Source organism: Kitasatospora sp. NPDC058063 (assembly GCF_042885395.1).
In the GTDB taxonomy this organism is placed as follows: Bacteria; Actinomycetota; Actinomycetes; order Streptomycetales; family Streptomycetaceae; genus Kitasatospora; species Kitasatospora lactacystinica.
The window spans coordinates 37,897-60,250 of record NZ_JBHVSD010000021.1 but is presented as its reverse complement, the minus strand read 5'-3'; the positions used below and the strand labels follow the sequence as shown (position 1 = coordinate 60,250).

The following is a 22,354-nucleotide window of genomic DNA, read 5'->3' as shown; positions in this document are numbered from 1 at the left end:
CCGCCTCGCCGGAGCCGCCCGTCCCGGAGCCGCCCGGAGCCGCCCCGGAGCCGCCCGGTTCCGGGGCGGGCGAAAACCGGTTGCCACCGGGCCGGCCGGCGGCGAGACTGCGGTCCGACCTGCCCGGCCGGTGCGGCCGCCGGGGTGTCCCGCCCGTCCGGCCCGGCCGGATCCGCCCACCTGCGAAACCGGGGTCGCCCACGTGTCCACCGCACCCACCGCCCTGCTCCTTCCGCGCGCCCTGCGCCCCGGCGACCTGGTGGCGGTGGCCGCGCCGTCCGGTCCGCTGGACGCCGACGCCCGGCCCTTCCTGGCCCGCGGCACCGCCGTCCTGGAGGAACTCGGCTTCCGGGTGCGGGTGTGCCCGTCGGTAGCCGAGGGGCGCCGGCACTGGTGGGCCGCGGCCCGTCCCGCCGAGCAGGCGGCCGAGTTCAACGCGCTGCTGCGCGACCCCGAGGTGCGGGCGGTCGTCGCGCACACCGGCGGGCAGGCGGTGACCGGCTGGCTGGACCAGGTGGACCTGGACGCCGTACGCGCCGATCCCAAGCCGGTGCTGGGCTGCAGCGACGTCTCCCAACTGCTGCTGGCCCTGCACGCCCGCACCGGACTGGTCGGCGTGCACGCCGACATGGCCACCTACGGCCTCGGCGGCTCGTGGAACGAGCGCTTCGCGGGCGGGCCCGGGCAGGGCCCCGAGGAGGACGGCGCGCGCCGGGCCCTGCGCGAGGCGTACCTGCGGGTGCTCACCGCCCCCGTCCCGCCCGGGGCGCTGCCGGCGCTCTCGCCCTGGCAGTGCTGGCGCGCCGGCCGCGCCCGGGGCCCGCTGATCGGCGGTCTGCTCAACCGGCTCGCCGCCCTCCAGGCCACCCCGTACGCCGTCCCCGCAGGCCGCTTCGACGGCGCGGTGCTCTTCTGGGAGGAGGTGGACCGGCCGCTGTCCGCGGTCTGGAGCGACCTGCACGCGCTGCGGCTGTCCGGCGTCCTGGACCGGATCGCGGCGATGGTGGTCGGCACCCCGCACCGGGTCGGCGCCGCCGACGGGACGGAGCCGTCGCTGCGCGAGGTGGTCCTGGACGTGCTCGGCCCCCGCCCGCTGCCCGTCCTCGCCGGCGTGGACCTCGGCCACGCGGGCCCCAACCTCCCGCTGCCCCTCGGCGTGCGGGCCGAGGCCGACGCCACCGCCCGCACCCTCACCCTGCTCACCCCGGCGGTCCGCTGACCCCCGCGGGCCGAACGCCCCACCGGCGCAGGGCGTCGGCCCGCTCTGCCCTCGGCGAATCCGCCGCGGGCAGAGCGGCCGCATCCGGGGGCCCTCCCGGGACGAGAGTGGAGTGGACGGCGAGTTCCGCCCCCCCCGCCTCGACAAGGAGACCCGATGGCCCCGCTCACCACGCCCCCGCCCCGCGCGGCGGAGGGCGACACCCCGCCCAGCGCCTTCGACGACCACCTCGCGGCGCAGCTGCTCGCCCAGCGGATCGTGCTGCTCGGCACGCAGGTCGACGACGTGTCGGCGAACCGGGTGTGCGCGCAGCTGCTGCTGCTGTCGGCGGAGGACCCGCGCACCGACATCAGCCTGTACATCAACAGCCCCGGCGGCTCGGTCACCGCGGGTCTGGCCGTCTACGACACCATGCGGCTCATCCCGAACGACGTCTCGACGCTGGCGATGGGCTTCGCCGCCAGCATGGGCCAGTTCCTGCTCACGGTGGGGGCGCCCGGCAAGCGCTTCGCCCTGCCGAACGCGCGGATCATGATGCACCAGCCCTCGGCGGGCATCGGCGGCACCGCCGCGGACATCGAGATCCAGGCGGAGAACCTCCAGTTCACCAAGCGGGCCATCGAGCGGATCACCGCCGAGCACACCGGGCAGAGCGAGGAGACCATCGCGCGCGACGGCGACCGGGACCGCTGGTTCACCGCCGAGCAGGCCAGGGAGTACGGGCTCGTGGACCGGGTGGTGGAGTCGGTCGCCGACATCCGCCCGGCCGCCTCCCGCCGACGGATCGGACTGTGACATGGGCTCGTACACGGTTCCCTACGTCATCGAGCGCACCGCGCAGGGCGAACGCACCTACGACGTCTTCAGCCGGCTGCTGAACGAGCGGATCGTCTTCCTCGGCACCGAGATCGACGACTCGGTCGCCAACGTGGTCATCGCCCAACTCCTGCACCTGGAGTCGGAGAACCCGGAGCGGGAGATCTCGATCTACCTCAACTCGCCCGGCGGATCGTTCACTTCACTGATGGCGATCTACGACACGATGACCTTCGTGCAGGCGCCGATCTCCACCTTCTGCGTCGGCCAGGCCGCCTCCACGGCGGCGGTGCTGCTGGCCGGCGGGGACCCGGGGCGGCGGTTCGTGCTCCGGCACGCCCGGGTGCTGCTCGGTCAGCCGGCCAGCGGCGGCCGGCGGGGGACGGTCTCCGACCTCAGCCTCGCGGCCAAGGAGATGGTCCGCATCCGCGCGCAGGTGGAGGAGGTCCTGTCCCGGCACACCCACCACGACGTGGCGACGCTGCGCGCGGACATGGACCGGGACAAGGTGCTCTCCGCCGAGGAGGCCGTCGCTTACGGGATCGCCGACCAGGTGCTGAGCCGGCGCTTCGCGTCCGGGTGAGCCGCGCGCGGCCGGGTGGGGGCAGGGGGGGCGAGCCCCTGCCGTACCCGGCCGCCGTGCCGAGCCGCGGTCAGGCGACGAGGCAGAGTCCGTCGTACCGCCCCGTCGGCGAGGTGCGGCCCCGGCCCGCCAGGCCCTGGCCCGCGAGTCCCCGGCCCGCCCGGTTCTGGTCCGCCAGGCCCTGGCCGACCCGGCTCGGGGCGTAGCGGGCCAGTTCGTCCTGGGCGAGCGAGAGCAGGTCCGCGAGGCCGAGCCCCAGCGCCCGGGCGGCCGCCGCGAGCACCTCGGAGGAGGCCTCCTTGCGCCCGCGCTCCAGCTCCGACAGGTACGGCATCGAGATCCGGGCCGCCTCCGCGACGTCCTTCAGCGTGCGTTCCTGGGCGAGCCGCTCGCGCCGCAGCACGTCGCCGACGACGTCGCGCCACAGCGGCTCCCGGCGCGCGGGCGTCCGCGGGGGGCGGGACTCCCCGCCGGACGCGGGCGGCGAGGCGTGCGGGCGCAGGGGGATGACGCGGGCTTCGTTCGGCGCTTGAGTGCTCACCCCTTCAGCCTAGGGACCGGGGGCCCGGGGGGAAGAGCACGGCGTTCTGCCCTGGGTGAATCCGCCCCGCCCCGCCCGTCCCGCCCCGCCAGTCCCGCCCGCCCGGGCGCCGCCTGACGGCCGGGTGCCCGCCCGCAGGACACCGGACTGTCGCAGGCCCGTGGTAACCATGGGGCCGTGGACACCACGGAGCCGTCGCCGCTGCCCCTGCCGCCCCTGTCTCCCGCCGCCGAAGCCGCGTTCGGGCGCGGCCGCGAGGCCGCGGACGAGGGGGAGTGGGAGCGCGCCCGCGACCTGTTCGAGGAGGCGGTCCGCGGCGCGGGGCCGCAGTTGCTGTGGCACGTGGTCGAGGCCTGCGGCGAGAGCGACGAGGCCGCGTTCTGGATGCGGCGGGCGGCCGTCTCGGAGAGCGAGCCGGGCGGCATCACGGTGGATCCGCACACGCTGCCCATCGGGCGGACCCGCCCCGGCGCTGTTCCCTGCCAGTCCTTCGGAGTGGCCGTCAGGTCCGACGACCCGGCGCGCGCGGTCGCGGCGCTCACCGCCGCCGAGCCCCGGCTCATGCTGGTCTTCGAGGACGGCCGCGAACTCTCGCCGGAGGAGGCCGAGGAGGCCTGGGACGAGGAGATGCCGCCCTACAGCCCCAACTACGCCGCCGTCGACGCCTCGATCCCGTACGTATGGATGGACTGCAAGGGCCTGATCTTCCCGCACATGGCCCGCACCGTCCTGCGCATCGTCGCGGACGAGCTGCGCAGGGCCGGGGTGCGGCAGGCGCACCTGTTCAGCCCGGAGCTCCGGGACGACCGGGACGGGTCCTGAGGCGTCGTCCCGGGCCCGGATCCGCCCGTGGACCGCGGCGTCGGGGCCCGGGGCGGGCCCCTGTATGTTGATCACTCGCCGATCCTGTCGGTGTCCCGTCCCAGGGGGTTGACGCGCGGGCCCGGCACGAGGTGGCGGCCGTTTCGCGCGGGGCGGGTCGCCGCCGCCGGGGAGCCGGGAACGACCCGGAGGAACCCGGAACGACCCGGGAGCGACCCGGAGGCACCCGGGAAGGACCCCGCCCCGGTGCCGGACGGCAGCAGCTCATCGTCCCGACGTTTCCGAAGGATCCCGCATGACCGTTCCCGTCCCGCCCGACAGCAGCCCGCAGTCCGCCGAGGAACCGGCTGCCACCGACCCGTGGGCGCCGCCGACCCCGGGTCAGGGCGAGACCGCGGCCCCCGCGTCCGTCACCGCTCCCGCCCCCGCGGGGGCACCCGGCATACCGCCCGCCCCGGGCGCGGCGCCCGCGCCCGGCGTGCCGTACTGGCCGCCGTACCCGATGCCGATGCCCGCCCCGCAGCCCCGCAACGGCCTGGGCATCGCCGCCCTGGTGCTCGGCATCGTCGGTGTCGTCCTCGGTCTGGTCGTCATCCTGTTCTGGCTGTCCTGGCTGCCGGCCCTGCTCGCCGTCGTGTTCGGAGCCATCGGCCTGGGCTACGTGCGCAAGGGCACGGCGACCAACCGGGGGATGGCCCTGGCGGGCGTGATCCTGGGCGTCACCGGCCTGCTGGTCTCGGTCGGCGCCGGGGTGTTCGTCGTCTCCCGGGTGCAGGCGGTCAACGAGGAGCGGCGGGCCGAGGCGGACGCCGCGCGCGCCCGCTCCGAGGCCGCGACCAAGGCCGCCCAGGAACGGGCCGCCCAGGAGAAACAGCGGATCGACGCCGAGCTGAAGCGGATCGAGGCCGAGAAGGAGAAGGCGGCCGCGGAGGAGCGGGCCCGGCACCTGTCGTTCGGCCAGACCTACACCTACGGGGACGGGCTGAAGGTCACGACGGCCGCGCCGGAGCCGTACTCCCCGCTCCTGACCGTGTACCAGCCGCCCAAGGACGCCACGATCGTCCAGCTGAGGATCACCGTCGTCAACACCGGATCCCAGGAGCTCCCGCTCAACGGATCGGGACTGCCCACGGTCAGGGACGCCAAGGGTGCCCTGCTCTTCTCGCTGAGCGACGGGAGCAGCAGGCTGAAGCTCATCACCGGCTCGCTGGCCCCGGGCCAGGAGGCCACCGGCGTGTACGCGTACGCCCTGCCGAACGGCACGGACCGGATATCGGTCGAGTTCACCTACGGGCTCCTGCTCCAGCGCAAGACCGTCGCCTGGACCGGTCCCATCGGCTGACCCGGCGCCGCCCCGTCCCACCGGCCCCACCGGCACCACGGGAAAAACGGTTCCCACCGGCCAGCCCCCGCAGGCAGTCTGACGATATGTCAGGCGAGTCACGAATTGGCAACCGAGGGCCGGTCCGCGGCGATACACCTGTGGCGGACCGACCGGTTCCCCTATTCTCCATCCGGCGCGGCGCACTCCCGCCGCGCCGGAGGACAGGGGGGCGCGGTGGTTCTGGACGGACGGGCGGCAGTTTTCAAGGACGTCGTTCCCTCGCTGGTCGGCCTCGAACTGTCGGGGCCCGAACCCGGGGGCGGCACCCGGCTGCGCGTCCCGGCCGGGATTCCCCTGCTCATCGAGTGCTCCGGCGGGCGCCTGACCGGCAGGACCACCCTCCTGAAGACCCTGGAGGTGCGGTACGCCGAGCGACTGCCCCAGGCCTACGCGGACCTCGGGCGCGCGGACTTCGGCCGCCCCGGCCTCGCCCTGCCCGCCGAGAACGAGGCCCCCCGGCTGAGCAACGCCTCCCACACCTCGGACCTGCTCTTCCACCTGCGGTACGAGCTGAGCCGGCGGGCGAACAGGTTCGGTGCGGGCCTGTCCTTCCCCCGGCTCACCCAGGGCCTGCTGGCGGTCACCAGCTGGCAGACCGTCGGACTCGGCGAACTGGAGGCCGCCGGCCGGCGCCTGGAGAGCCTGCTGCGCGAGAGCCAGCCCGACGCCCAGGTGCGCCGGGACAAGGTGGCGAAATGGATCAGACAGGTCGCCCCGAACCTCGGCACCGCGGCCGGGCTGGGCCCCGGGGTCAACGAACTCGTCGCCTCGCTCGCCGACATCGTCGCCACCGAACTGCTCGGCGCCCGCGCCAACACGCACGGCCTGCGCTGGTGGGCCGAACGGCGGGTCAGCGCCCAGGGCGAGGCGAACGTCCAGCTCTCCGAGCTCGCCCGCGGCTTCCGCGGCAACGCGCACGACCGCGAGCGCGCCGAGCGGCACCTGATGGCCGCCCTCCTGGCGGACATCGACGACCACTACACCTGGGTGCGCCTGAAGAACCGGGTGCCGCGCCCGCTGCTGCTCCTGGACAACGCCCACTCCCCGCTCGGCCGCCCGGTCCTGGACACGCTGACCCGGGTCTGGCACGAGGAGACGGTCCGGACGCGGCCGGGCGTGGTCGTCACCGTCCTGGCACCGGAACCGGCCACCCCCGACCCCGAGGGCACCACCGCGACGACACGCAACGCCACCGGCCCGTTCTGGCGCGAGGACCGGCCGCAGACACCGGCCGACTGGACCCTGCGGCTGCCGCTGGCCCAGCTGACCCTCGACGAGGTCACGTGGATGTTCGGCACGGACCACCCCGGGCCCGACACCGCCCAGTTGATCCACCGCCTCAGCGCGGGCCGGGCCGGAATCGCCCACGCCCTGGTCCAGGCCGCCCGACGGGCCGTGCGCCTCGGGCAGAACCCCGACCCGCGCACCCTGTTCGACCTGCCCGCCGAGGACGAGCCCGGCACACCGGCGCACGAGCGGCTGCTGCGCCTGCTGGTCCCCGACGACATCGCCCGGGAGCGCCTGACCAACTTCGCCCCGGCGCTCGACGAGGACGCCGCCCACGCGCTCGACGCCCACTACCCGCCCGGCGACAACGGGACCCTGCGCGTCCAGACGAGCAGAGGGCTGCTGCAGCGCGACCACTGGGGCGCCCACCCGTGGCCGGGCATCGGCGCGCCGTTCGTCGGCGACCCCACCCTGCGCGCCCTGCTCGGCCACCGCCTGGTCACCGCGCTCGACGCGACCCCCGGGGCCGAGCGGTGGCACGACATCCACGAGACCCTCTGCGACCGCTACGCCCCGCAGACCGCGGCCCCGCAGGCCGCCGCCGCCCCGCCCGACGACCGCTTCCTGCACCACTCCCTCGCCGTCCTCGACACGGGCACCGTCGCGCGCGCCCTCCACCGGCGCCTGGCCGACCACGACACGGCCGGCTGGCTCACCGCCCTCAACCTGGTCTGCGCCGCGCCGCACCCGCCCCGGAACCTGACCGCCCTCGCGGCCCGGCCCGAGGACTGCCCGGCCTGCGGGGGCGCCGGCACCCCCGTGCACCAGGCGGTCGAGTTCCTCGTCGACGCGCTGTGGCAGCAGTCGCACCCGCTCGCACCGCCCGACGAGCGGCTGATCGGAAGCGTCCAGCTGCAGCTGCTCACCCTGGCCCAGCTCGCCGGGGCCGCCCACCAGACGGTGTTCTTCCACGCGTACGAGACCTGGCCGCAGCTCCTGCGGCGCTGGGTCCAGGCCCCCCACCTCCCGATCTGAGGAGACCCCCGACCATGAGCGTTCTGCCCGACGGCCCCCTGAACCGCGCGCTGGCGGCCGTCCTCGCCGCCGCCGTCCTGGCCGCAGGGGGCTATCTGGGATACGAGTACCTGCTGGTCGACGACCCCTCCTGCGCCCCCGGCGTGGAGCGGCGCGGGGACCGACACGAGTGCGTCGGCGTCACCGACGGCGCCTACGTCTTCACCGACGAGCTGAAGCAGGTCACCGCCCGCATCAAGGCCGAGAACGACCGCGTGGCCGACAGCTCGCCCGTCACCGTCGCCCTGATGATCCCGATGACCTCCGCCGCGCCCGCCGAACGGCGCGAACTGGTCGAACAGGTGCAGGGCGCCTACCTGGCCCAGCACTGGGCCAACGACGACCGGAACAAGAACAAGCGGCAGCCCCCGATCCGGCTGGTGCTGGCCAACCCCGGCCGCGGCTACCTGCAGTGGCGCGCCGTCGCCGACCAGCTGGCGCAGGCCGCGACCGACGGGAAGCAGAACCTGCGGGCCGTCACGGGCATCAACATCAGCATCGCCGAGACCGAACAGGCCGTGCGCTACCTCACCGCGGACAAGCACATCCCGGTCGTCGCCGGCCCCATGACCGCGGACGACATCAAGAACACCGCCGCCGACCCGCGCCGCTACCCGGGACTGGCGCGCATCGCCCCCGGCAACGCCGACCAGGCCGGCGCCCTCACCTCGTACGGGGCGGCCATCAAGCCCGAAGAGGCCCTGGTGATCGAGGACACCCGCGACAACGACAACTACCTCGCCACCCTGCGCCAGACCTTCGAGAAGCTCACCAAGGGCGCCCCCAACGCCCCGGAGACCTACCAGTCGCCGCCCGACTTCAACGACGAGGGCAACCTCGCCAACGACTTCCACCAGATGGTGCCGAGCATCTGCACCTCCGCCGCCACGACCCTCTACTTCGCCGGCCGCCCGGTCCAACTGCGCCAGTTCCTGGTCGAACTGGGCAACCGGAAGTGCAACAAGCACTACACGGTCATCACCGGCTCGCACGCCTCCACCCTGATGGTCGACGAGAAGTTCGCCGACAAGTGGGACGCCCTCAGCACCGGCGCCGGCATCACCGTGCGCTACACCGCCCTCGCCCACCCCGACACCTTCGGGGAGAAGAGCACCGAGGGCCCCGGCGGCACCAAGGCCGTCTCGAAGGAACTGGCCGACCTGCTGGGCGAGCCCGACACCAAGGCACCCGACGCGATCGGCCCCGCCGACCTGCGCGACGGCCGCGTGATCATCACCTACGACTCGGTCTCCACCGCCGTCGCGGGCATCCGCAACCAGACGGTGGGGAACGTGAAAACGCCCTCGACGGACGACGTCGTCCAGAGCTGGCGACGGCTGCACGGCGACAACCGGGTCGACGGCGCGAGCGGCTGGATCTGCCTCGACCAGTACGGCAACCCGTACAACAAGGCCGTGCCCGTCGTCCACCTCGACCCGGTCACCAGGAACGCCGTCCTGGACGCCCTCGCCTGGCCCCTCGGCCACGCCCCCGACCCCAACTGCTCGATCGGCAGCGACGGCTGACCGGGCCGCGGCGCCGCGGCCCGGCCTGCGCCCGGCGGCCCGGGCCCACCGGTAGCCTGCCCGCGTGGACCCCGCGACGCCGCCACCCGCAGCACCACAGCCCGCGGCACAGGAACCCGCGACGGACCGGCCCGTGCTCTACGAGCGGGCCGGCCACGTCGCACGCGTCACCCTGAACCGGCCCCACGTGCTCAACGCGATGGACCAGCGGATGCACGCCGAACTCGGCGCGGTCTGGGACGAGGTCGAACGCGACGACGAGGTGCGGCTGGTCGTGCTGACCGGCGCGGGCGAGCGCGCCTTCTCCGTCGGACAGGACCTCAAGGAACGGGCCCGGCTCGACCGCGAGGGACACCCGCCGACGAGCTTCGGCTCCCGGGGCCAGCCGGGCTCGCCCCGCCTGACCGACCGCTTCACGCTGTCCAAACCCGTCCTGGCCCGGGTCCGCGGCCACGCCCTCGGCGGCGGCTTCGAACTCGTCCTCGCCTGCGACCTGGTGATCGCCGCACAGAGCGCCGTCTTCGCCCTGCCCGAAGCCGCCCTCGGCCTGATCCCCGGCGCGGGCGGGGCCTTCCGGCTGGCCCGGCAGATCCCGCTCAAGGCCGCGATGGGCTACCTGCTGACCGGGCGCCGGATGTCGGCCCACGAGGCGCTGGCCCTCGGACTGGTCAACGAGGTCGTCCCGGACGACCGGCTGGACGCCTGCGTCGAGCGGTGGACGGCCGACCTGCTGCGCTGCGCCCCCCTGTCCCAACGCGCCCTGAAGGAGGCCGTGCTGCGCTCGGTCGACCTGCCGCTGGAGCAGGCCTTCACCACCCGCTACCACTGGGAGCAGGTCCGCCGGGCCAGCGAGGACGCCCGGGAGGGGCCGCGCGCCTTCGCCGAGAAACGCGCACCCGTGTGGCGCGGGCGCTGAACCGGCCCCCTCCGGGGCCGCTCCGACGCCCGCGCCGGTGCGGCCCGCTCAGCCCCCGCCCCGGCCCTCGTCCCGGCCTTCGCCTTCGCCCTCACCGCCGAAGGCCGACTCGAACTCGTCGATGTCCTCCTGCCCCAGCGAGATCAGCGAGAAGTCCGACGGGGTGTGGCCCCCGGACCCCTCGGCGGCGTGCCGCACCAGGCCCTCCAGCACCGCCCGCCAGCGCCCGGCGAGATCGCCCAGCTCCGCCCCGGTGAGCAGCCCGCCCGGCGACTCCAGGACGAAGCCCAGCTCGGGCCCCCCGGGCAGGTCCCGCGCCGAACCGTTGATCTCCAGCACGTGCCGCAGCGGCGTCGACGGGTCCACGCCGCCGTCGGGCACCGGGCGCTCACCCGCCGGCGTCCACGCCCGCGCGGACACCCCGGCCGGCACCCCGTCGGCACCGGGGACGTCCGCCTCCCCGCCGGCCCCGCCGAACCGGCCCAGGTAGTTGAACCCGATCTGCGGCCGCGCCAGCGGCTCCAGCACCGCCCGCGTGGCCGGGTTCAGGTACCGCAGCAGCCCGTACCCCAGACCGTCGCCCGGCACCTGCCGCAGCTGCTCCTTGACCCGCTTGATCAGCCGCGCCGCGTCCGCCCCGCCCGCCCGGACCTCGGCCGTGTCGACCGGCCCGGGCTCCAGCCGCACCGGATGGACGGCGGTGAACCAGCCGACCGTGCGCGTCAGGTCCATGTCCTCGGCCAGCGGCACCCGGCCGTGCGCCTCCCGGTCGATCAGGAAGCCCTCCGGGGCCCGCCCGCCGCGCGCCCGCAGCCACTCGTCGAGCGCCGCCGCCAGCCCGGACAGCAGCACGTCGTCGACCCCCGCGTGGTAGGCCGCGGGCAGGGCCGCCAGCAGCGCTCCCGCCATCGGCGCCGGAACGGTCAGCTCGGCGCGGGACACCCCGTTTCCCACGGTGTCGGTCCGCGGGTCCGGCGCACGCCCGGCGATCGGCGGCTCGACCCGGTCGAGCATCCGCCGCCAGGCCGGCAGCTCGTCCACCGTCCGCTGCGCCCTGGCCCGCTCCGCCAGGGCGCCCGCCCAGCGACGGAACGAGGTCGGCTCGGGGGCGACGGCCGCCCGCGCCGCGTCCGCGCCCCCGGCGGCCAGGGCCGTGTGGGCGAGCGCCAGATCGGGCATCAGCACCCGCCAGGAGACCCCGTCGATCACCAGGTGGTGGGCCGTCAGCAGCACCAGGGCGTCCTGCGCGGCGCCGCGCTCGACGAGCACGGCCCGCAGCATCACGCCGTCCCGCGGCGCGAGCGCGGCCTCGGCGGCCGCCGCCTGCTCGTCGAGCAGCGCGTCCAGCCGCGCCCCGTCCAGGCCCGCCGCCTCCACCCGGGTCACCAGGTCCGCCGCGGCGACGGCCGGGGCCGCGCCGGGCTCCGGGACCACCAGCCGACCGTCCGCCTCCTCCAGCCGCGCCCGCAGCACGTCGTGCCGGTCGAGGACGGCCCGCAGCACGGCGGCCAGCAGCGGGGGCGTCAGACCGGGCGGGGCGGTCAGCACCATCGACTGGCTGCCCGCGCGCGCGGGCGAACCCGTGCGGGCCGCGATCTCGTGCATCACCGGGGTCAGCGGCACCGGGCCCCAGGGGACGTCCTCGGGGCGCGCCGCCCGCTCGGCGTCGACCGGCTCGGCCACCCGCGCGAGCTCCGCGGGCGTGCGCAGCTCGAAGACCTGGCGCGGCGTGATCGCCAGCCCGGCCTTGCGGGCCCGCCCCGCCAGCAGCATCGAGGTGATCGAGTCGCCGCCGAGGCCGAAGAACGAGTCCTCCGCGCCCACCCGCTCCAGGTTCAGCACCTCGGCGAAGAGCCGGCACAGCAGCTCCTCCGCGTCGGTGGCCGCGGCGCGCCCCTGCGCCGGACCGGCGAAGACGGGCCGCGGCAGGGCCGCCCGGTCGACCTTGCCGTTCGCCGTCACCGGCAAAGCCTCCAGCACGGTCACCGAGGCCGGGACCAGGTAGTCGGGCAGCTTCCCGGCGAGGTACTCCACCAGCGCCCGCGGCTCGGGCGGTGCCTCCCGGCCGCCGGCCGGCACCGCGTACCCGGCCAGCCGCTTGCGGCCGTCCGCGTCCTCGACCGCGACCACCAGCGCCTGCGCGACGCCCGGGTGGGCGGCGAGCACGGCCTCGATCTCGGCCGGCTCGACGCGGAACCCGCGGATCTTGAGCTGCTTGTCGGCGCGGCCGAGGAAGAGCAGCTGCCCGTCCCGGGTCCACTGCGCCAGGTCGCCGGTGCGGTACATCCGCGCGCCCTCGGGCTCGCCCTCGGCGGGGAAGGGGCAGGCGACGAAGCGCTCCGCGGTGAGCGAGGCGCGCCCCAGGTAGCCGCGCGCCAGCCCGGCCCCGGCGAGGTAGAGCTCGCCTGTCATGCCGACCGGCACGGGCCGCAGGAACGCGTCCAGGACGAACGCCCTGGTGTTGTCCATCGGCAGGCCCAGCGGCACCGCGTCGGGCACCGCGTCCGGGTCGGTGAAGGGCAGCTGGGTGGCGAAGGCGGTGGACTCGGTCGGGCCGTAGGTGGTGCGCACCACCAGGCCCGGGTGGGAGCGCAGCAGCGTCCGTACGGCGTGCGCGGAGACCACGTCGCCGCCGGTGGACACCTCGCGCACCCCGGCGAAGATGTGCGGGGCCTGCTCCGCGAGCACCCGGAAGTGCCCGGCCGTGGCGTGCACGCTGGTCACCTTCTGGTCCGCGATCAGCCGGCCGCGCTCGACCGTGTCGATGTCCCCGGGCGGCACCAGCACCAGCCGGCCGCCGTGCAGCAGCGTCGTCCAGATCTCGTAGGTGGAGGCGTCGAAGGCGTGGTTGGCCTGCACCAGCACCCGTTCGAGGGTCTCGGCCGACCAGCACCCGTCCAGGCAGAACGCCAGGACGCTGCCGTACGTCACCGCGACGCCCTTGGGCAGGCCGGTGGAACCCGAGGTGTAGACGACGTACATGAGGTTCTCCGGCCGCACCGGCACGGCGGGGAAGGCCGCGCCGTCCCCGTTCGCGGCGGGCGGGCCGGGGGAGCCGGGCGGGCCGGGGGAGTCCGGGTCCGCGGGGGCCGGCTCCAGGAGGAGCACCTCGGCGCCCTCGAACAGCGCGGCGTCGGCCAGGCCCCGGCGCGCGTTCGGCCCGTCGACCAGGACGACGGCCGCACCCGCCTGCGCCGCCGTCGCGGCGAGCCGGGCGGCCGGGTGCCGGCCGTCCATCGGCAGGTACGCCGCACCGGCCTTCACCACCGCCAGCAGCGCGGCGATCAGCTCGGGCGAACGCTCGGCGACCACGCCCACCACCGTCTCCGGGCGCACGCCGAGCGCGGCCAGCCGGCGCGCCAGCCGGTTCGCCCGCCGGTCCAGCCCGGCGTACGTCAGCTCGGTGGCCCCGGCGACCACGGCCACGGCCCCGGGGGTGCGGCGCGCCTGCTGCTCGAAGAGCTCGGCGAGCGTCGCGCCGGGCAGCTCGCGGCGGGTCCGGTACCCGGAGCCGTCCAGTTCGTGCCGCTCCTCGCCGGTCAGCACGTCGAGCCGGCCCAGGGGCACGTCCGGGTCGTCCGCGACCTGGCGCAGCACCAGGAGCATCCGGTCGACCAGGCCCCGGGCGGTGGGCTCGTCGAACAGGTCGGGCCGGTAGTCCAGCCGGACCTCGATGTCGTCGGTCGGCGTGACCACGATGGTCAGCGGGTAGTGGGCGGCCTCCTCGCCGCCGCCGGCCGAGACCCGGATGCCGGCCGGGCCCCGCAGGCCGATCCCGGACGGACCGCCCGGAGGCTCCCGCCCGTCGCCCGGAGGCGGCCCCGGAGGCTCCCGCCCGTCGCCGGGCGGCGGCCCCAGCGGGCCGCCGGCCTGCTCCCCGCTGCGCAGCGCCGTGCCGCCCAGGCCCTCGCCCGGGGGCGAGCCCTCGGCGGGCCGCGGCGCCCGGCCCGGCCCGGCGGGCGCCGCCGGTCCGGCCGAGGGCGCCGCCATCGGTCCGCGCGGGTAGTTCTGGAAGACCATCAGGGTGTCGAAGACCGCGCCGGGACCGCCGGCGCGCTGGATCTCCGGCAGGCTCAGCTGCTGGTGGTCGAGCAGGGCGGTCTGCTGGTCCTGCAGCGCCGCCATGGCCCGGCGGAAGGGCAGGGCCGGGTCCAGCGGCACCCGCACCGGCACGGTGTTGATGAACAGCCCGACCATCCGGTCCGACTGCGGCACCTCGGCGGGCCGGCCGGAGACGGTCGCGCCGAAGACGGTGTCCAGCCGGCCGGACAGCTTGCCCACCAGCAGCGCCCAGGCGACCTGGAAGACCCGGTTGAAGGTGACCCCGGCGGAGCGCGCCGTCTCCCGCAGCCGCTCGGCGAGGTCGTCGCCGAGCCGCTCGACCACGTGCCGCAGCATCACCGGCGGGCCGCCGCGGTCGGCCGGGCCCACCAGGGTGGGCTCCTCCGTCCCGGCCAGCATCGCGCGCCAGGCCGCGCGCGAGGCGTCGGTGTCCCGGCGCACCAGCCAGGCGAGGTAGTCGCGGTACTGCGGCACCTTGGGGAGCACCGAGGCGTCGCCGCCGTTGCCGTAGACCTCCCACAGCTCGCCGAACAGGATCGGCAGCGACCAGCCGTCCATCAGGATGTGGTGCATCGTCACCACCATCCGGTGGCGGCCGGGGCCGGCGCGCAGCAGCAGCACCCGCAGCAGCGGCGGCACGCCGAGGTCGAAGCGCCGCGCGTCGACCGCGGCCAGGCGCGCGGCCTCCCGCTCGGCCTCCTCCGCGCCCAGCCCGCCGAGGTCGGCGTACGTCCAGGGGATCCGCACGCCCCTGGCGATCACCTGGACGGTGTCGCCGGACGCGCGCGAGCGGAAGGCGGCGCGCAGGCTCGCGTGCCGGTCCAGCACCGCCTGCCAGGACGCCTCCAGCACCTCGGGGCGCAGGTCCCCGTCGAGGTTGAGGATCCGCTGCCCCACGTACACGTCCCGGGGCGCGTCCTGGTCGTACGAGGCGTGGAACAGCAGTCCCTCCTGCAGCGGGGAAAGCGGCCACACGTCCTCGACCGTCAACTGGCTCATCGTGCTCTCCGTTCGGGTCGGCCGGGCTCGGGCGCCGTCTGGGGCGGCGGCAGCCGGCGCAGGGGCCCTCCGCCGCGCGGCAGCGGGGGCAGGTCGCCGTAGCCGTTCGCCGAGTGCTGCTCGGCCTCCGGGCGCGGCGCGGGCGGTTCGGCGAACTGGGTGCGGTAGAGCTCCGCGTACAGGCCGTCGGCGTCGACGAGGTCGGTGTGCCGGCCGCGTTCGACCACGCGCCCGTCCTGGACCACGAGGATCTGGTCGGCCTCGCGGACGGTGGACAGGCGGTGGGCGATCACCAGGGCGGTGCGGCCGGCCAGGGCGGTCCACAGCGCCTTCTGCAGGGCCGCCTCGGACTCGGAGTCCAGGTGGGCGGTGGCCTCGTCGAGCACGACCACGGTCGGTTTCTTGAGCAGCAGCCGGGCGATCGACAGGCGCTGCTTCTCGCCGCCGGAGAAGCGGTAGCCGCGGTCGCCCACGACGGTGTCGAGCCCGTCGGGCAGCGCGGAGACCAGGTCCCAGACCTGCGCGGCCCGGCAGGCCTCGACGAGCTGCGTCTCGGTGGCGTCCGGTTCGGCGTAGAGCAGGTTGGCGCGGATGGTGTCGTGGAACATGTGCGCGTCCTGGGTCACCATGCCGACGGTGTCGTGCAGCGAGGCCAGGGACAGGTCGCGCACGTCGTGGCCGCCGATCCGCACGGTGCCCGCGGTGGGTTCGTAGAGCCGCGCGACCAGCTGGCTGATCGTGGTCTTGCCGGCGCCGGAGGGCCCGACGAGCGCGGTCAGCCGGCCCGCCGGGGCGCGGAAGCTCACCCCGCGCAGCGCCGCGGCGTCGCCGGAGCGTTCCGGGGCCGGCAGCGACAGCGTCTCCAGCGAGGGGAGGGAGACGTCCTTCGCGGCGGGGTAGCGGAAGGAGACGTCCTCGAACTCGACCTCCGGGGCCGGGGCCCGGGCCGCGGCGGGCAGCACGACCGGGTCGGGCCGTTCCGCGATCAGCGGTTCGAGATCCAGCACCTCGAAGAGCCGGTCGAAGGAGACGAGGGCGGTGAGGTAGTTCGACTGCAGGTTGGAGAGCTGGTTGATCGGGCCGAAGAGCCGTGCCAGCAGGGTGGCCAGGGCCACCAGCGAGCCGATCTGGATGGCCCCGTCGATCACCAGTTCGCCGCCGACGCCGTAGACCACCGCGGTGGCGAGCGAGGCCAGCAGCGTCACCGTCACCAGCAGCATCCGCGAGTAGACGGAGGTGACCACGCCGACGTCCCGCACCCGCGCCGCGGTGCCGGCGAACCGCCGGGCCTCGCCCTTCGGCCGGCCGTAGAGCTTGACCAGCAGCGCGCCGGCCACGTTGAAGCGCTCCTGCATGAACGAGCCGAGTTCGGCGTCCAGTTGCATCGACGTGCGCAGGTTGCGCTGCAGCCGGCGCCCCACGACGCGGCCGGGCAGCACGAACAGGGGCACCGTGACGAGGACGACCAGGCCCACGAACCAGGACAGGAGGAAGATCGTGACGAGCACCAGGCCCAGCACCACCAGGCTGGAGAGCACGTTGGACAGCAGCACGGTCACCGCCTGCTGGGCCTCCATCACGTCGGTGTTGAGCCGGCTCACCAGCGAACCGGTCTGGGTGCGGGTGAAGAACGCCAGCGGCTGGCGCTGCACGTGCCGGAAGACCTCGGTGCGCAGGTCGTAGACGAGCCCCTCGCCGATGCGCGCCGAACTGCGGCTGACGAAGAAGCCCACCAGCGCCTGCAGCAGCGCCAGGCCCGCCACCGCGGCGGCGGCGGCCGCCACCACGCCCCGGTCGTGGGGCACGATGCCGTGGTCGATGAGCACCTTGAACAGCAGCGGCGTGGAGACGGTGATGACGGCGTCGACCACGGTCAGGCTCAGCAGCGCGGCGATCTGCCGGCGGTAGGGCCGCAGGTAGGGCCGGATCCGCCGGGCGGTGCCGGGCCTGACCCGGCCCCGGGCCGGGTCGGGCCCGTCGCCGCCGGTGGCCCGTACCGTGATCAGCGGGCCCGGGCCGGCCATCATGGCGCGGCGACCTCCTTGCCGTTCGTGGCCGTGACCGGGCCCGGCGGCCGCTGGTCGCTCCAGACCCGGTCGATGTACTCCAGGCATTCGTCGCGCGCGCCCGGGCCGTGGGCGATCCGCCACCCGGCGGGTGTCCGCGCGAACGCCGGCCACAGCGAGTACTGGCCCAGGGGGTTGACCAGGACGAGGTAGGAGGCGTCCGGGTCGTCGAAGGGGCTGGTCATCTCGGTCTCCTCAATCGTTCGGGGGCCGCCCGCCGGGGCGGCGGGGGAGGGGCCCGGGGGCCTCAGCCGGGCGGCCGGGCCGTGAAGCGGCCCGCCTTGCCGAGCACGTCCGCCGCGTGGACGCGCAGCGCCTGCTGGACGGCGAACTCCGCCATGTACGCGCGGAAGCCGTCCGCCGGCTCCAGGGCGAGGTTCACCATGCGGCGGTTGGCGGTGACGGCCGGGTCGCGCAGCAGCCGCACGGCGTGCTCGACGGCCCCGTCGAGCTCCGCCGGGTCGACGACCCGGTCGACGAGCGTGCGGGCCTCCGGATCGCTCGCGCGCACCCGCCGCCCGCCGAGGATGATCTGCCGGGCCAGCCGCGGTCCGGTCACCGCGGGCAGGCGGAAGTCCGCCGCGCCCGGGACGATCCCCTCCTGCGCGGCCGGCAGGCTCAGATAGGCGTCGGAGGCCGCCAGGACGTGGTCCACCGCGAGCAGCAGCTGCATGCCGCCGCCGATCGCGAAGCCGTCCACCGCGGCCACCCACGGCATGTCGGTGAGCGGGTAGCGCCAGGACGCCTCGTCCGTGCGCAGCCCGAGCAGCAGCTTCCTGAGGTAGCCGAGCTCGCGGCGCAGCAGGAAGCCGACCAGCGTGATCTCGCCCGCGTGCAGGCGCTTGAGGTTGATCCCGGCGCTGAACACCCGGCGGCCCGCGTAGCGCGGGTGCGTCATCTCGCCGCCCCGGATGAGCCCGATCTCGCACTGCCCGTCCAGCAGCGCGAGGTCGACCGCGGTCTCCATGTCGTCGACCTGCTGCTCGTCCTCGGCGTTGAGGCGGTCCCCGGCGCACATGGTGATCCGGGCCACCCCCGCGCGCCGCTCCAGCCGGGTGCTCTCCATCCGCACCACCCCGGTGGCCCGGAACTCCCCGAGCAGGGCCAGCGCCCGCCCGGTGGGCCGCAGCATGGAGTCCATCAGGTGGTGGCCGGCGGCCGGGCAGCGCAGCAGCCCGCGCAGGAGGACGCCCAGGTCGATCTCGTAGCCCAGGCGCCGTGCGACCGGCAGGGCCCGTTCCGCCCGCAGCTGCGCGGGCGTGGGCACCAGGTGGGGCACGGCGAGCGCGGCGCCCTCCACCAGGGCCTCCAGCCGCGGGCGCAGCGTGCGGCCCTCGGTGAGCCGGTCGTACAGCGCCTCGGCGTGCAGGTCCAGGAAGGCGGTGCGCCGGGCGCGGCCGTCCTCCAGCGCCCGCTCGGTGCCGGCGGGCGGGCCGCCGGCGCGCGGCCCGGGCCCGGGGAACGGCGGCAGCTGCCGGGCCGCCCGGTCGAAGCCGTCCGCGGCGCGCTCCCGTACGTCGGCGGGTGCCCGCCCGTTCGGGGTGCTCACGCCGTCACCCCGTCCGCCGCCCGGGCGCGCCGCAGCGAGCGGTCGCAGGCGGCCAGGTGCGGGCCGAGCGCGTCCTCGAAGCTCATCCACTGGGCGTCGAAGGCCAGTTGGCGGCGGATCGCGAGTTCGGGGCCGGACAGCCGGCGCAGCAGCCGGGCCGCGGCCGCCAGGGTGCGCCCGGGGTCGGTGCTCACCCGGTCCACCAGGCAGTGCTCCAGGGCCTCACGGGCGGTGATCGGCATCCCGAAGAGCACCGTGCGGCGCGCCGGGGCCGGCCCGAGCTGCTGGACCAGCCGGAAGCCGGCCATGCCGGGCCACACGGCCTGCCCGTGGAAGGCCACCTGCAGCCGCAGGTCCGGCGCCGCCACCCGCACGTCGGTGGCGAGCAGCAGGTCCAGTGCCGCGCCGCCGCACTCCCCGCTCGCCGCCGCCAGCGTGGGCAGCCGCAGCCGTTCGAAGCGCCGTACGGCCCGCTCCCACTTCGTCACGGTGGCCACGTCGGCGGGCTTCGCCACCGCCTCGCCCGTCGGGGCGCCGGAGAGGTACAGGGTCGCGAAGTCGGCTCCGGCGGACTCCGCCTCGTCGCACAGCGCGCCGACGGCCTCGGTCAGTTCGGCCGAGATCTCCCGGCCGCCGTCCACGTGCAGCACGGGGCCTTCGGGCAGGGCGTTGACGGGCATCGCGGTCTCCCTCGCGTCGGTTCACCACTGGATGAGCGCGGATTCGATCGTCGAACCCGGCCCCATGGTCATGAGCACGCCGTAGTCGCCGTCGCGGACCACGCCCTCCTGCAGGAGCCGGTCGTAGGAGAAGAGGAACGAGCCGCTGGAGACGTTGCCGAAGTCGCGCAGCACGGTGATGGTGTGGCGCAGGTCGTGGCGGGTCAGCCCGAGGTTGACGGCGACCGCGTCGATGACCTTCTTGCCGCCCGAGTGCACCAGCCAGTGCGCCACGTCGTCGCGGCGCAGCGACGTGCCGGCCAGCAGCCGGTCGACGACGCCCTCCACGTGCGCGCCCACCAGGTAGGGGATCTGCGGATCCAGGAAGAAGCTGAAGCGGTCCTGGTCGCGGTCCCAGTCGTAGCGCATCGCGTCGATGGCGTCGACGATCGTGACGCTCGCCGTCCGCAGGATCCGCGGGCCCTCCGGGCGCGGGCCGGCCCCCTCCTCCTCGGCCCCCTCGCCGCCCCGCGGGTCGGCCATCACCGCCACCGCCGCCGCGCCGTCGCCGAAGAGGCTGTTGACCACGGCCGTGCGCATCGTGGAGTCCATCGTGTACGCGGCCGAGCAGGCCTCCGAGCAGACCATCACGGCCAGCCGGCCCGGATTGGCCGCGGCCCAGTTGCCCACCACGGCCAGCGCGTTGAGCCCCGCGTTGCAGCCCATGCCGACGATGTCGGCCCGCGCCGTGTGCCAGTCCATGCCGAGCTCGCGGATCAGCAGCGCGCTCAGACCCGGGGTGAGGAAGCCGGTCGACGTCACGCAGCACAGGTAGCCCACCTCGGACAGGTCGGCCCCGATCCGCTTGAGGCACACCGACATCGCGTCCGACCCCATGCTCACGGCCCACGTCCTGTGCTTGTCCAGGAGGTCGCCCTGGCTCTCGCGCACCCGCGTGCCGTCGGGCGCCGCCGGGGGCAGCACCAGCGAACGCTGCCGGATGGAGCCCAGCAGGAAGACCGAGCGCACCTTGCGGTCGGTGATCCCGAACAGGTCGAGCAGCTCCTCCTGGGAATAGTGCTCGGGCGGCACGGCGGTGCCCACGCTCAGGATGCGCGGGGCCGTGGCGACCGTCGCTCGCTCCAGGGTCGCGGTCATGATGCGTCACTCTCCGTTCCGGTGCCGGGCGCGTCGCCGCCGTGCCTCCCGGCTCTGCGGGCTCCGGCTCCGCGCGTCCCGTCCGGGCGCCGCTCGCCGCTGAGCGCCTCCACGAACCGCGCGAGCCGCTCGACGCCCTCGGTCACCTGCCCGGGCGTCAGACAACTGATCGAGAGCCGGATGTCCTGCTCGCCCCCGCCGTATGGGTGGAAGAACTCCATCGGCGTCCAGATCACACCGAAGTCCCGGGCCGAACGCTCCAGGGCCGCGGCGCCGGTCCGGAAACCGGTGCGCAGCGTGAGGAAGAACCCGCCCTCGGGACGGTTCCACCCCACCCCCAGCTCCCGGCGCCGCCCCTCGGGCAGCCGCCGCTCCAACTGCGCCAGCGTCGAAGCCATGCTGCGGCGGTAGTGCTCGGCGGCCCGGGCGTTCAGCACGGAGAGCCGGCCGTCCGCACCCAGCAGCGCACCCGCCGCGGCCGCCTGGCTGAGCGAGGACGTGTTCACCGTGACCATGCTCTTCACCCTCGCCAGGTCCCGCGCGAGCAGCCGCACCCCGCCGCGCCCGCCCCGCACCTCCTGGTCGGCCACGACATAGCCGATCCGCGCGCCGGGGAACAGCGTCTTGGAGAAGCTGCCGAGCTGGACGACGCTCCTCGACCGGTCGAGCGCCTTGAGCATCGGCTGCCGCGGCCCCGGGCCGCTCAGCCGGTAGGGACTGTCCTCCAGGACGAGCAGCCCGTGGCGCTCGGCCAGCTCCAGCAGCGCGGTCCGCGTCGCCAGGTCCAGCGTGGACCCGCTCGGATTGGCGTGGTCCGGCACCACGTACACCGCCCGTGGCCGCCGGCCCGCCGCACGCTGCGCCCGCACCGCCCCGTCCACGTCGGCCACCACCAGCCGCCCGTCACGCTCGGGCACCGCGACCACCGGGATGTCCAGCAGCCGCGCGGCCCCGATGATCCCGACATAACAGGGGGTCACCAGCAGCAGGACGTCCTCGGGCGTCGCGAACAGCGCGCGCAGCACCAGGAACATCGCCTCCTGCGCACCGACCGTCACCACGATCGCCTCGGGCGCGACCTCCAGCCCCTCGTCCTGCCGCAGCCAGTACGCGATCAGCTCGCGGATCCGCCCCGCGGCCGGCCCGTACTGGTAGAAGCCGTCGCGCACTTCGGCCGGCCCCGCGCCCCGGCTCTCCAGGTACTTCGCGTACCGGCGCAGGTGGGCGTGGATCTCCTCGACCTCGAAGAACCCGTCATAGGGCCGCCCCGGCGCGAAGGACACCGCGTCCGGATAGCTGGACGTGATCTCGTTCAGGAAGATCATCCGGTCGAGAACCGGGTCCTCGATGCTCGAGTGCAGAGTTGTCGAATCGAGCACCATGGTGCCCGCCTTTCCGTCGACGAGCCGCGGGACGGCAGTCCGTCGGAAGGGCGGATGCCGGGGCTCGCGTGAAGGACGCGCGGCAGAGCGGCGATGCGGCGGCGTCCCACCGGCGGTGCGCCGGTGGCGTCCTCCCGCGTTCGAACATCGGCCGTTTTCGACTTCAACCTCATGGCGGCCCCTCGGACCCGGCCCACGGGCTCCGGCCCCCGGCGGCGTCACCGCCCGTGCACCGTCCGGTGGTGCGGGCGCGGTACCGGCACACGAAAGGGCCCGTCGAAGGCACCGGGCCGAGCACGACGCGGGGGTGCGGAGCATCCCGACGCCCTGTCGCCGCTTCGCACCGGCCGCGGAGATCGAACGGAATCCTG

Annotated in this window: 16 protein-coding genes; 8 read left to right on the top strand and 8 right to left on the bottom strand. The window is 75.3% G+C overall.

From position 1 onward, the window contains the following. The first annotated feature begins 202 nt into the window (after positions 1-202). The 3 genes from ACFVUY_RS30625 (at position 203) to ACFVUY_RS30615 (ending at position 2,618) form a co-directional block, all read left to right on the top strand. Positions 203-1,219 carry an LD-carboxypeptidase gene (locus ACFVUY_RS30625; protein ID WP_387735402.1) on the top strand — a complete coding sequence of 339 codons (1,017 nt, stop codon included), beginning with the start codon at positions 203-205 and terminating at the stop codon, positions 1,217-1,219. Positions 1,220-1,375: 156 nt separating this feature from the next. Further along, complete coding sequence (locus ACFVUY_RS30620; RefSeq protein WP_380354999.1) at positions 1,376-2,014, top strand: ATP-dependent Clp protease proteolytic subunit; 639 nt, start codon at positions 1,376-1,378, stop codon at positions 2,012-2,014. Between the two features lies 1 nt (position 2,015). Beyond that, positions 2,016-2,618, top strand: a complete 603-nt coding sequence (locus ACFVUY_RS30615) for a ClpP family protease (protein ID WP_387695131.1) — start codon at positions 2,016-2,018, stop codon at positions 2,616-2,618. 70 nt (positions 2,619-2,688) lie between these two features. On the opposite strand, the gene ACFVUY_RS30610 is transcribed toward ACFVUY_RS30615, so the two are convergent. Then, positions 2,689-3,159 carry a helix-turn-helix domain-containing protein gene (locus ACFVUY_RS30610; RefSeq protein ID WP_387735398.1) on the bottom strand — a complete coding sequence of 157 codons (471 nt, stop codon included), beginning with the start codon at positions 3,157-3,159 and terminating at the stop codon, positions 2,689-2,691. Positions 3,160-3,336: 177 nt separating this feature from the next. Here ACFVUY_RS30610 and ACFVUY_RS30605 point away from each other — a divergent pair, with 177 nt between their 5' ends. The 5 genes from ACFVUY_RS30605 (at position 3,337) to dpgD (ending at position 10,108) form a co-directional block, all read left to right on the top strand. After that, on the top strand, positions 3,337-3,981 hold the full coding sequence (locus ACFVUY_RS30605; RefSeq protein WP_387735395.1) for a tetratricopeptide repeat protein: 645 nt from the start codon (positions 3,337-3,339) through the stop codon (positions 3,979-3,981). Positions 3,982-4,276: 295 nt separating this feature from the next. After that, a complete protein-coding gene (locus ACFVUY_RS30600) occupies positions 4,277-5,323 on the top strand; it encodes a DUF4190 domain-containing protein (RefSeq protein WP_387735392.1) in 1,047 nt (348 codons plus the stop codon). 216 nt (positions 5,324-5,539) lie between these two features. Beyond that, positions 5,540-7,627, top strand: coding sequence for a hypothetical protein (locus ACFVUY_RS30595; protein WP_387735389.1), 2,088 nt, complete (start codon positions 5,540-5,542; stop codon positions 7,625-7,627). A gap of 14 nt (positions 7,628-7,641) precedes the next feature. Further along, positions 7,642-9,192 carry a hypothetical protein gene (locus tag ACFVUY_RS30590; RefSeq protein ID WP_387735386.1) on the top strand — a complete coding sequence of 517 codons (1,551 nt, stop codon included), beginning with the start codon at positions 7,642-7,644 and terminating at the stop codon, positions 9,190-9,192. Between the two features lie 64 nt (positions 9,193-9,256). Next, positions 9,257-10,108, top strand: a complete 852-nt coding sequence (gene dpgD, locus ACFVUY_RS30585; RefSeq protein ID WP_387735384.1) for an enoyl-CoA-hydratase DpgD — start codon at positions 9,257-9,259, stop codon at positions 10,106-10,108. Positions 10,109-10,156: 48 nt separating this feature from the next. On the opposite strand, the gene ACFVUY_RS30580 is transcribed toward dpgD, so the two are convergent. From ACFVUY_RS30580 to ACFVUY_RS30550, 7 genes are all read right to left on the bottom strand, one after another. After that, positions 10,157-15,169, bottom strand: a complete 5,013-nt coding sequence (locus ACFVUY_RS30580) for an amino acid adenylation domain-containing protein (RefSeq protein WP_387735380.1) — start codon at positions 15,167-15,169, stop codon at positions 10,157-10,159. Further along, positions 15,166-17,196, bottom strand: a complete 2,031-nt coding sequence (locus ACFVUY_RS30575; RefSeq protein WP_387735378.1) for an ABC transporter ATP-binding protein — start codon at positions 17,194-17,196, stop codon at positions 15,166-15,168. The genes ACFVUY_RS30580 and ACFVUY_RS30575 overlap by 4 nt, the downstream gene beginning before the upstream one ends. Beyond that, positions 17,193-17,420: an MbtH family protein gene (locus tag ACFVUY_RS30570; protein WP_387695140.1), complete on the bottom strand. Its 228-nt coding sequence runs from the start codon at positions 17,418-17,420 to the stop codon at positions 17,193-17,195. Before ACFVUY_RS30570 ends, ACFVUY_RS30575 begins: the two co-directional genes overlap by 4 nt. A gap of 62 nt (positions 17,421-17,482) precedes the next feature. Next, entirely contained in the window at positions 17,483-18,784 is a 1,302-nt protein-coding gene (gene dpgC / locus ACFVUY_RS30565) for a (3,5-dihydroxyphenyl)acetyl-CoA 1,2-dioxygenase DpgC (protein WP_387735376.1), read from the bottom strand. Then, a complete protein-coding gene (gene dpgB, locus ACFVUY_RS30560; protein ID WP_380550554.1) occupies positions 18,781-19,464 on the bottom strand; it encodes an enoyl-CoA-hydratase DpgB in 684 nt (227 codons plus the stop codon). Before dpgB ends, dpgC begins: the two co-directional genes overlap by 4 nt. Before the next feature lie 21 nt (positions 19,465-19,485). Next, complete coding sequence (dpgA, locus tag ACFVUY_RS30555) at positions 19,486-20,601, bottom strand: 3,5-dihydroxyphenylacetyl-CoA synthase DpgA (RefSeq protein WP_387735374.1); 1,116 nt, start codon at positions 20,599-20,601, stop codon at positions 19,486-19,488. Next, on the bottom strand, positions 20,598-21,983 hold the full coding sequence (locus tag ACFVUY_RS30550; RefSeq protein ID WP_387735371.1) for a PLP-dependent aminotransferase family protein: 1,386 nt from the start codon (positions 21,981-21,983) through the stop codon (positions 20,598-20,600). Before ACFVUY_RS30550 ends, dpgA begins: the two co-directional genes overlap by 4 nt. Between the last annotated feature and the right edge of the window lie 371 nt (positions 21,984-22,354).

Excerpts from the sequence above, each read along its gene's own strand:
- ACFVUY_RS30575 (WP_387735378.1), bottom strand. The coding sequence starts at position 17,196 with ATGATGGCCGGCCCGGGCCCGCTGATCACGGTACGGGCCACCGGCGGC.
- dpgB (WP_380550554.1), bottom strand. The coding sequence starts at position 19,464 with ATGCCCGTCAACGCCCTGCCCGAAGGCCCCGTGCTGCACGTGGACGGC.
- ACFVUY_RS30550 (WP_387735371.1), bottom strand. The coding sequence starts at position 21,983 with ATGGTGCTCGATTCGACAACTCTGCACTCGAGCATCGAGGACCCGGTT.
- ACFVUY_RS30615 (WP_387695131.1), top strand. The coding sequence starts at position 2,016 with ATGGGCTCGTACACGGTTCCCTACGTCATCGAGCGCACCGCGCAGGGC.
- ACFVUY_RS30620 (WP_380354999.1), top strand. The coding sequence starts at position 1,376 with ATGGCCCCGCTCACCACGCCCCCGCCCCGCGCGGCGGAGGGCGACACC.
- ACFVUY_RS30590 (WP_387735386.1), top strand. The coding sequence starts at position 7,642 with ATGAGCGTTCTGCCCGACGGCCCCCTGAACCGCGCGCTGGCGGCCGTC.
- ACFVUY_RS30600 (WP_387735392.1), top strand. The coding sequence starts at position 4,277 with ATGACCGTTCCCGTCCCGCCCGACAGCAGCCCGCAGTCCGCCGAGGAA.
- ACFVUY_RS30580 (WP_387735380.1), bottom strand. The coding sequence starts at position 15,169 with ATGAGCCAGTTGACGGTCGAGGACGTGTGGCCGCTTTCCCCGCTGCAG.
- ACFVUY_RS30570 (WP_387695140.1), bottom strand. The coding sequence starts at position 17,420 with ATGACCAGCCCCTTCGACGACCCGGACGCCTCCTACCTCGTCCTGGTC.
- dpgA (WP_387735374.1), bottom strand. The coding sequence starts at position 20,601 with ATGACCGCGACCCTGGAGCGAGCGACGGTCGCCACGGCCCCGCGCATC.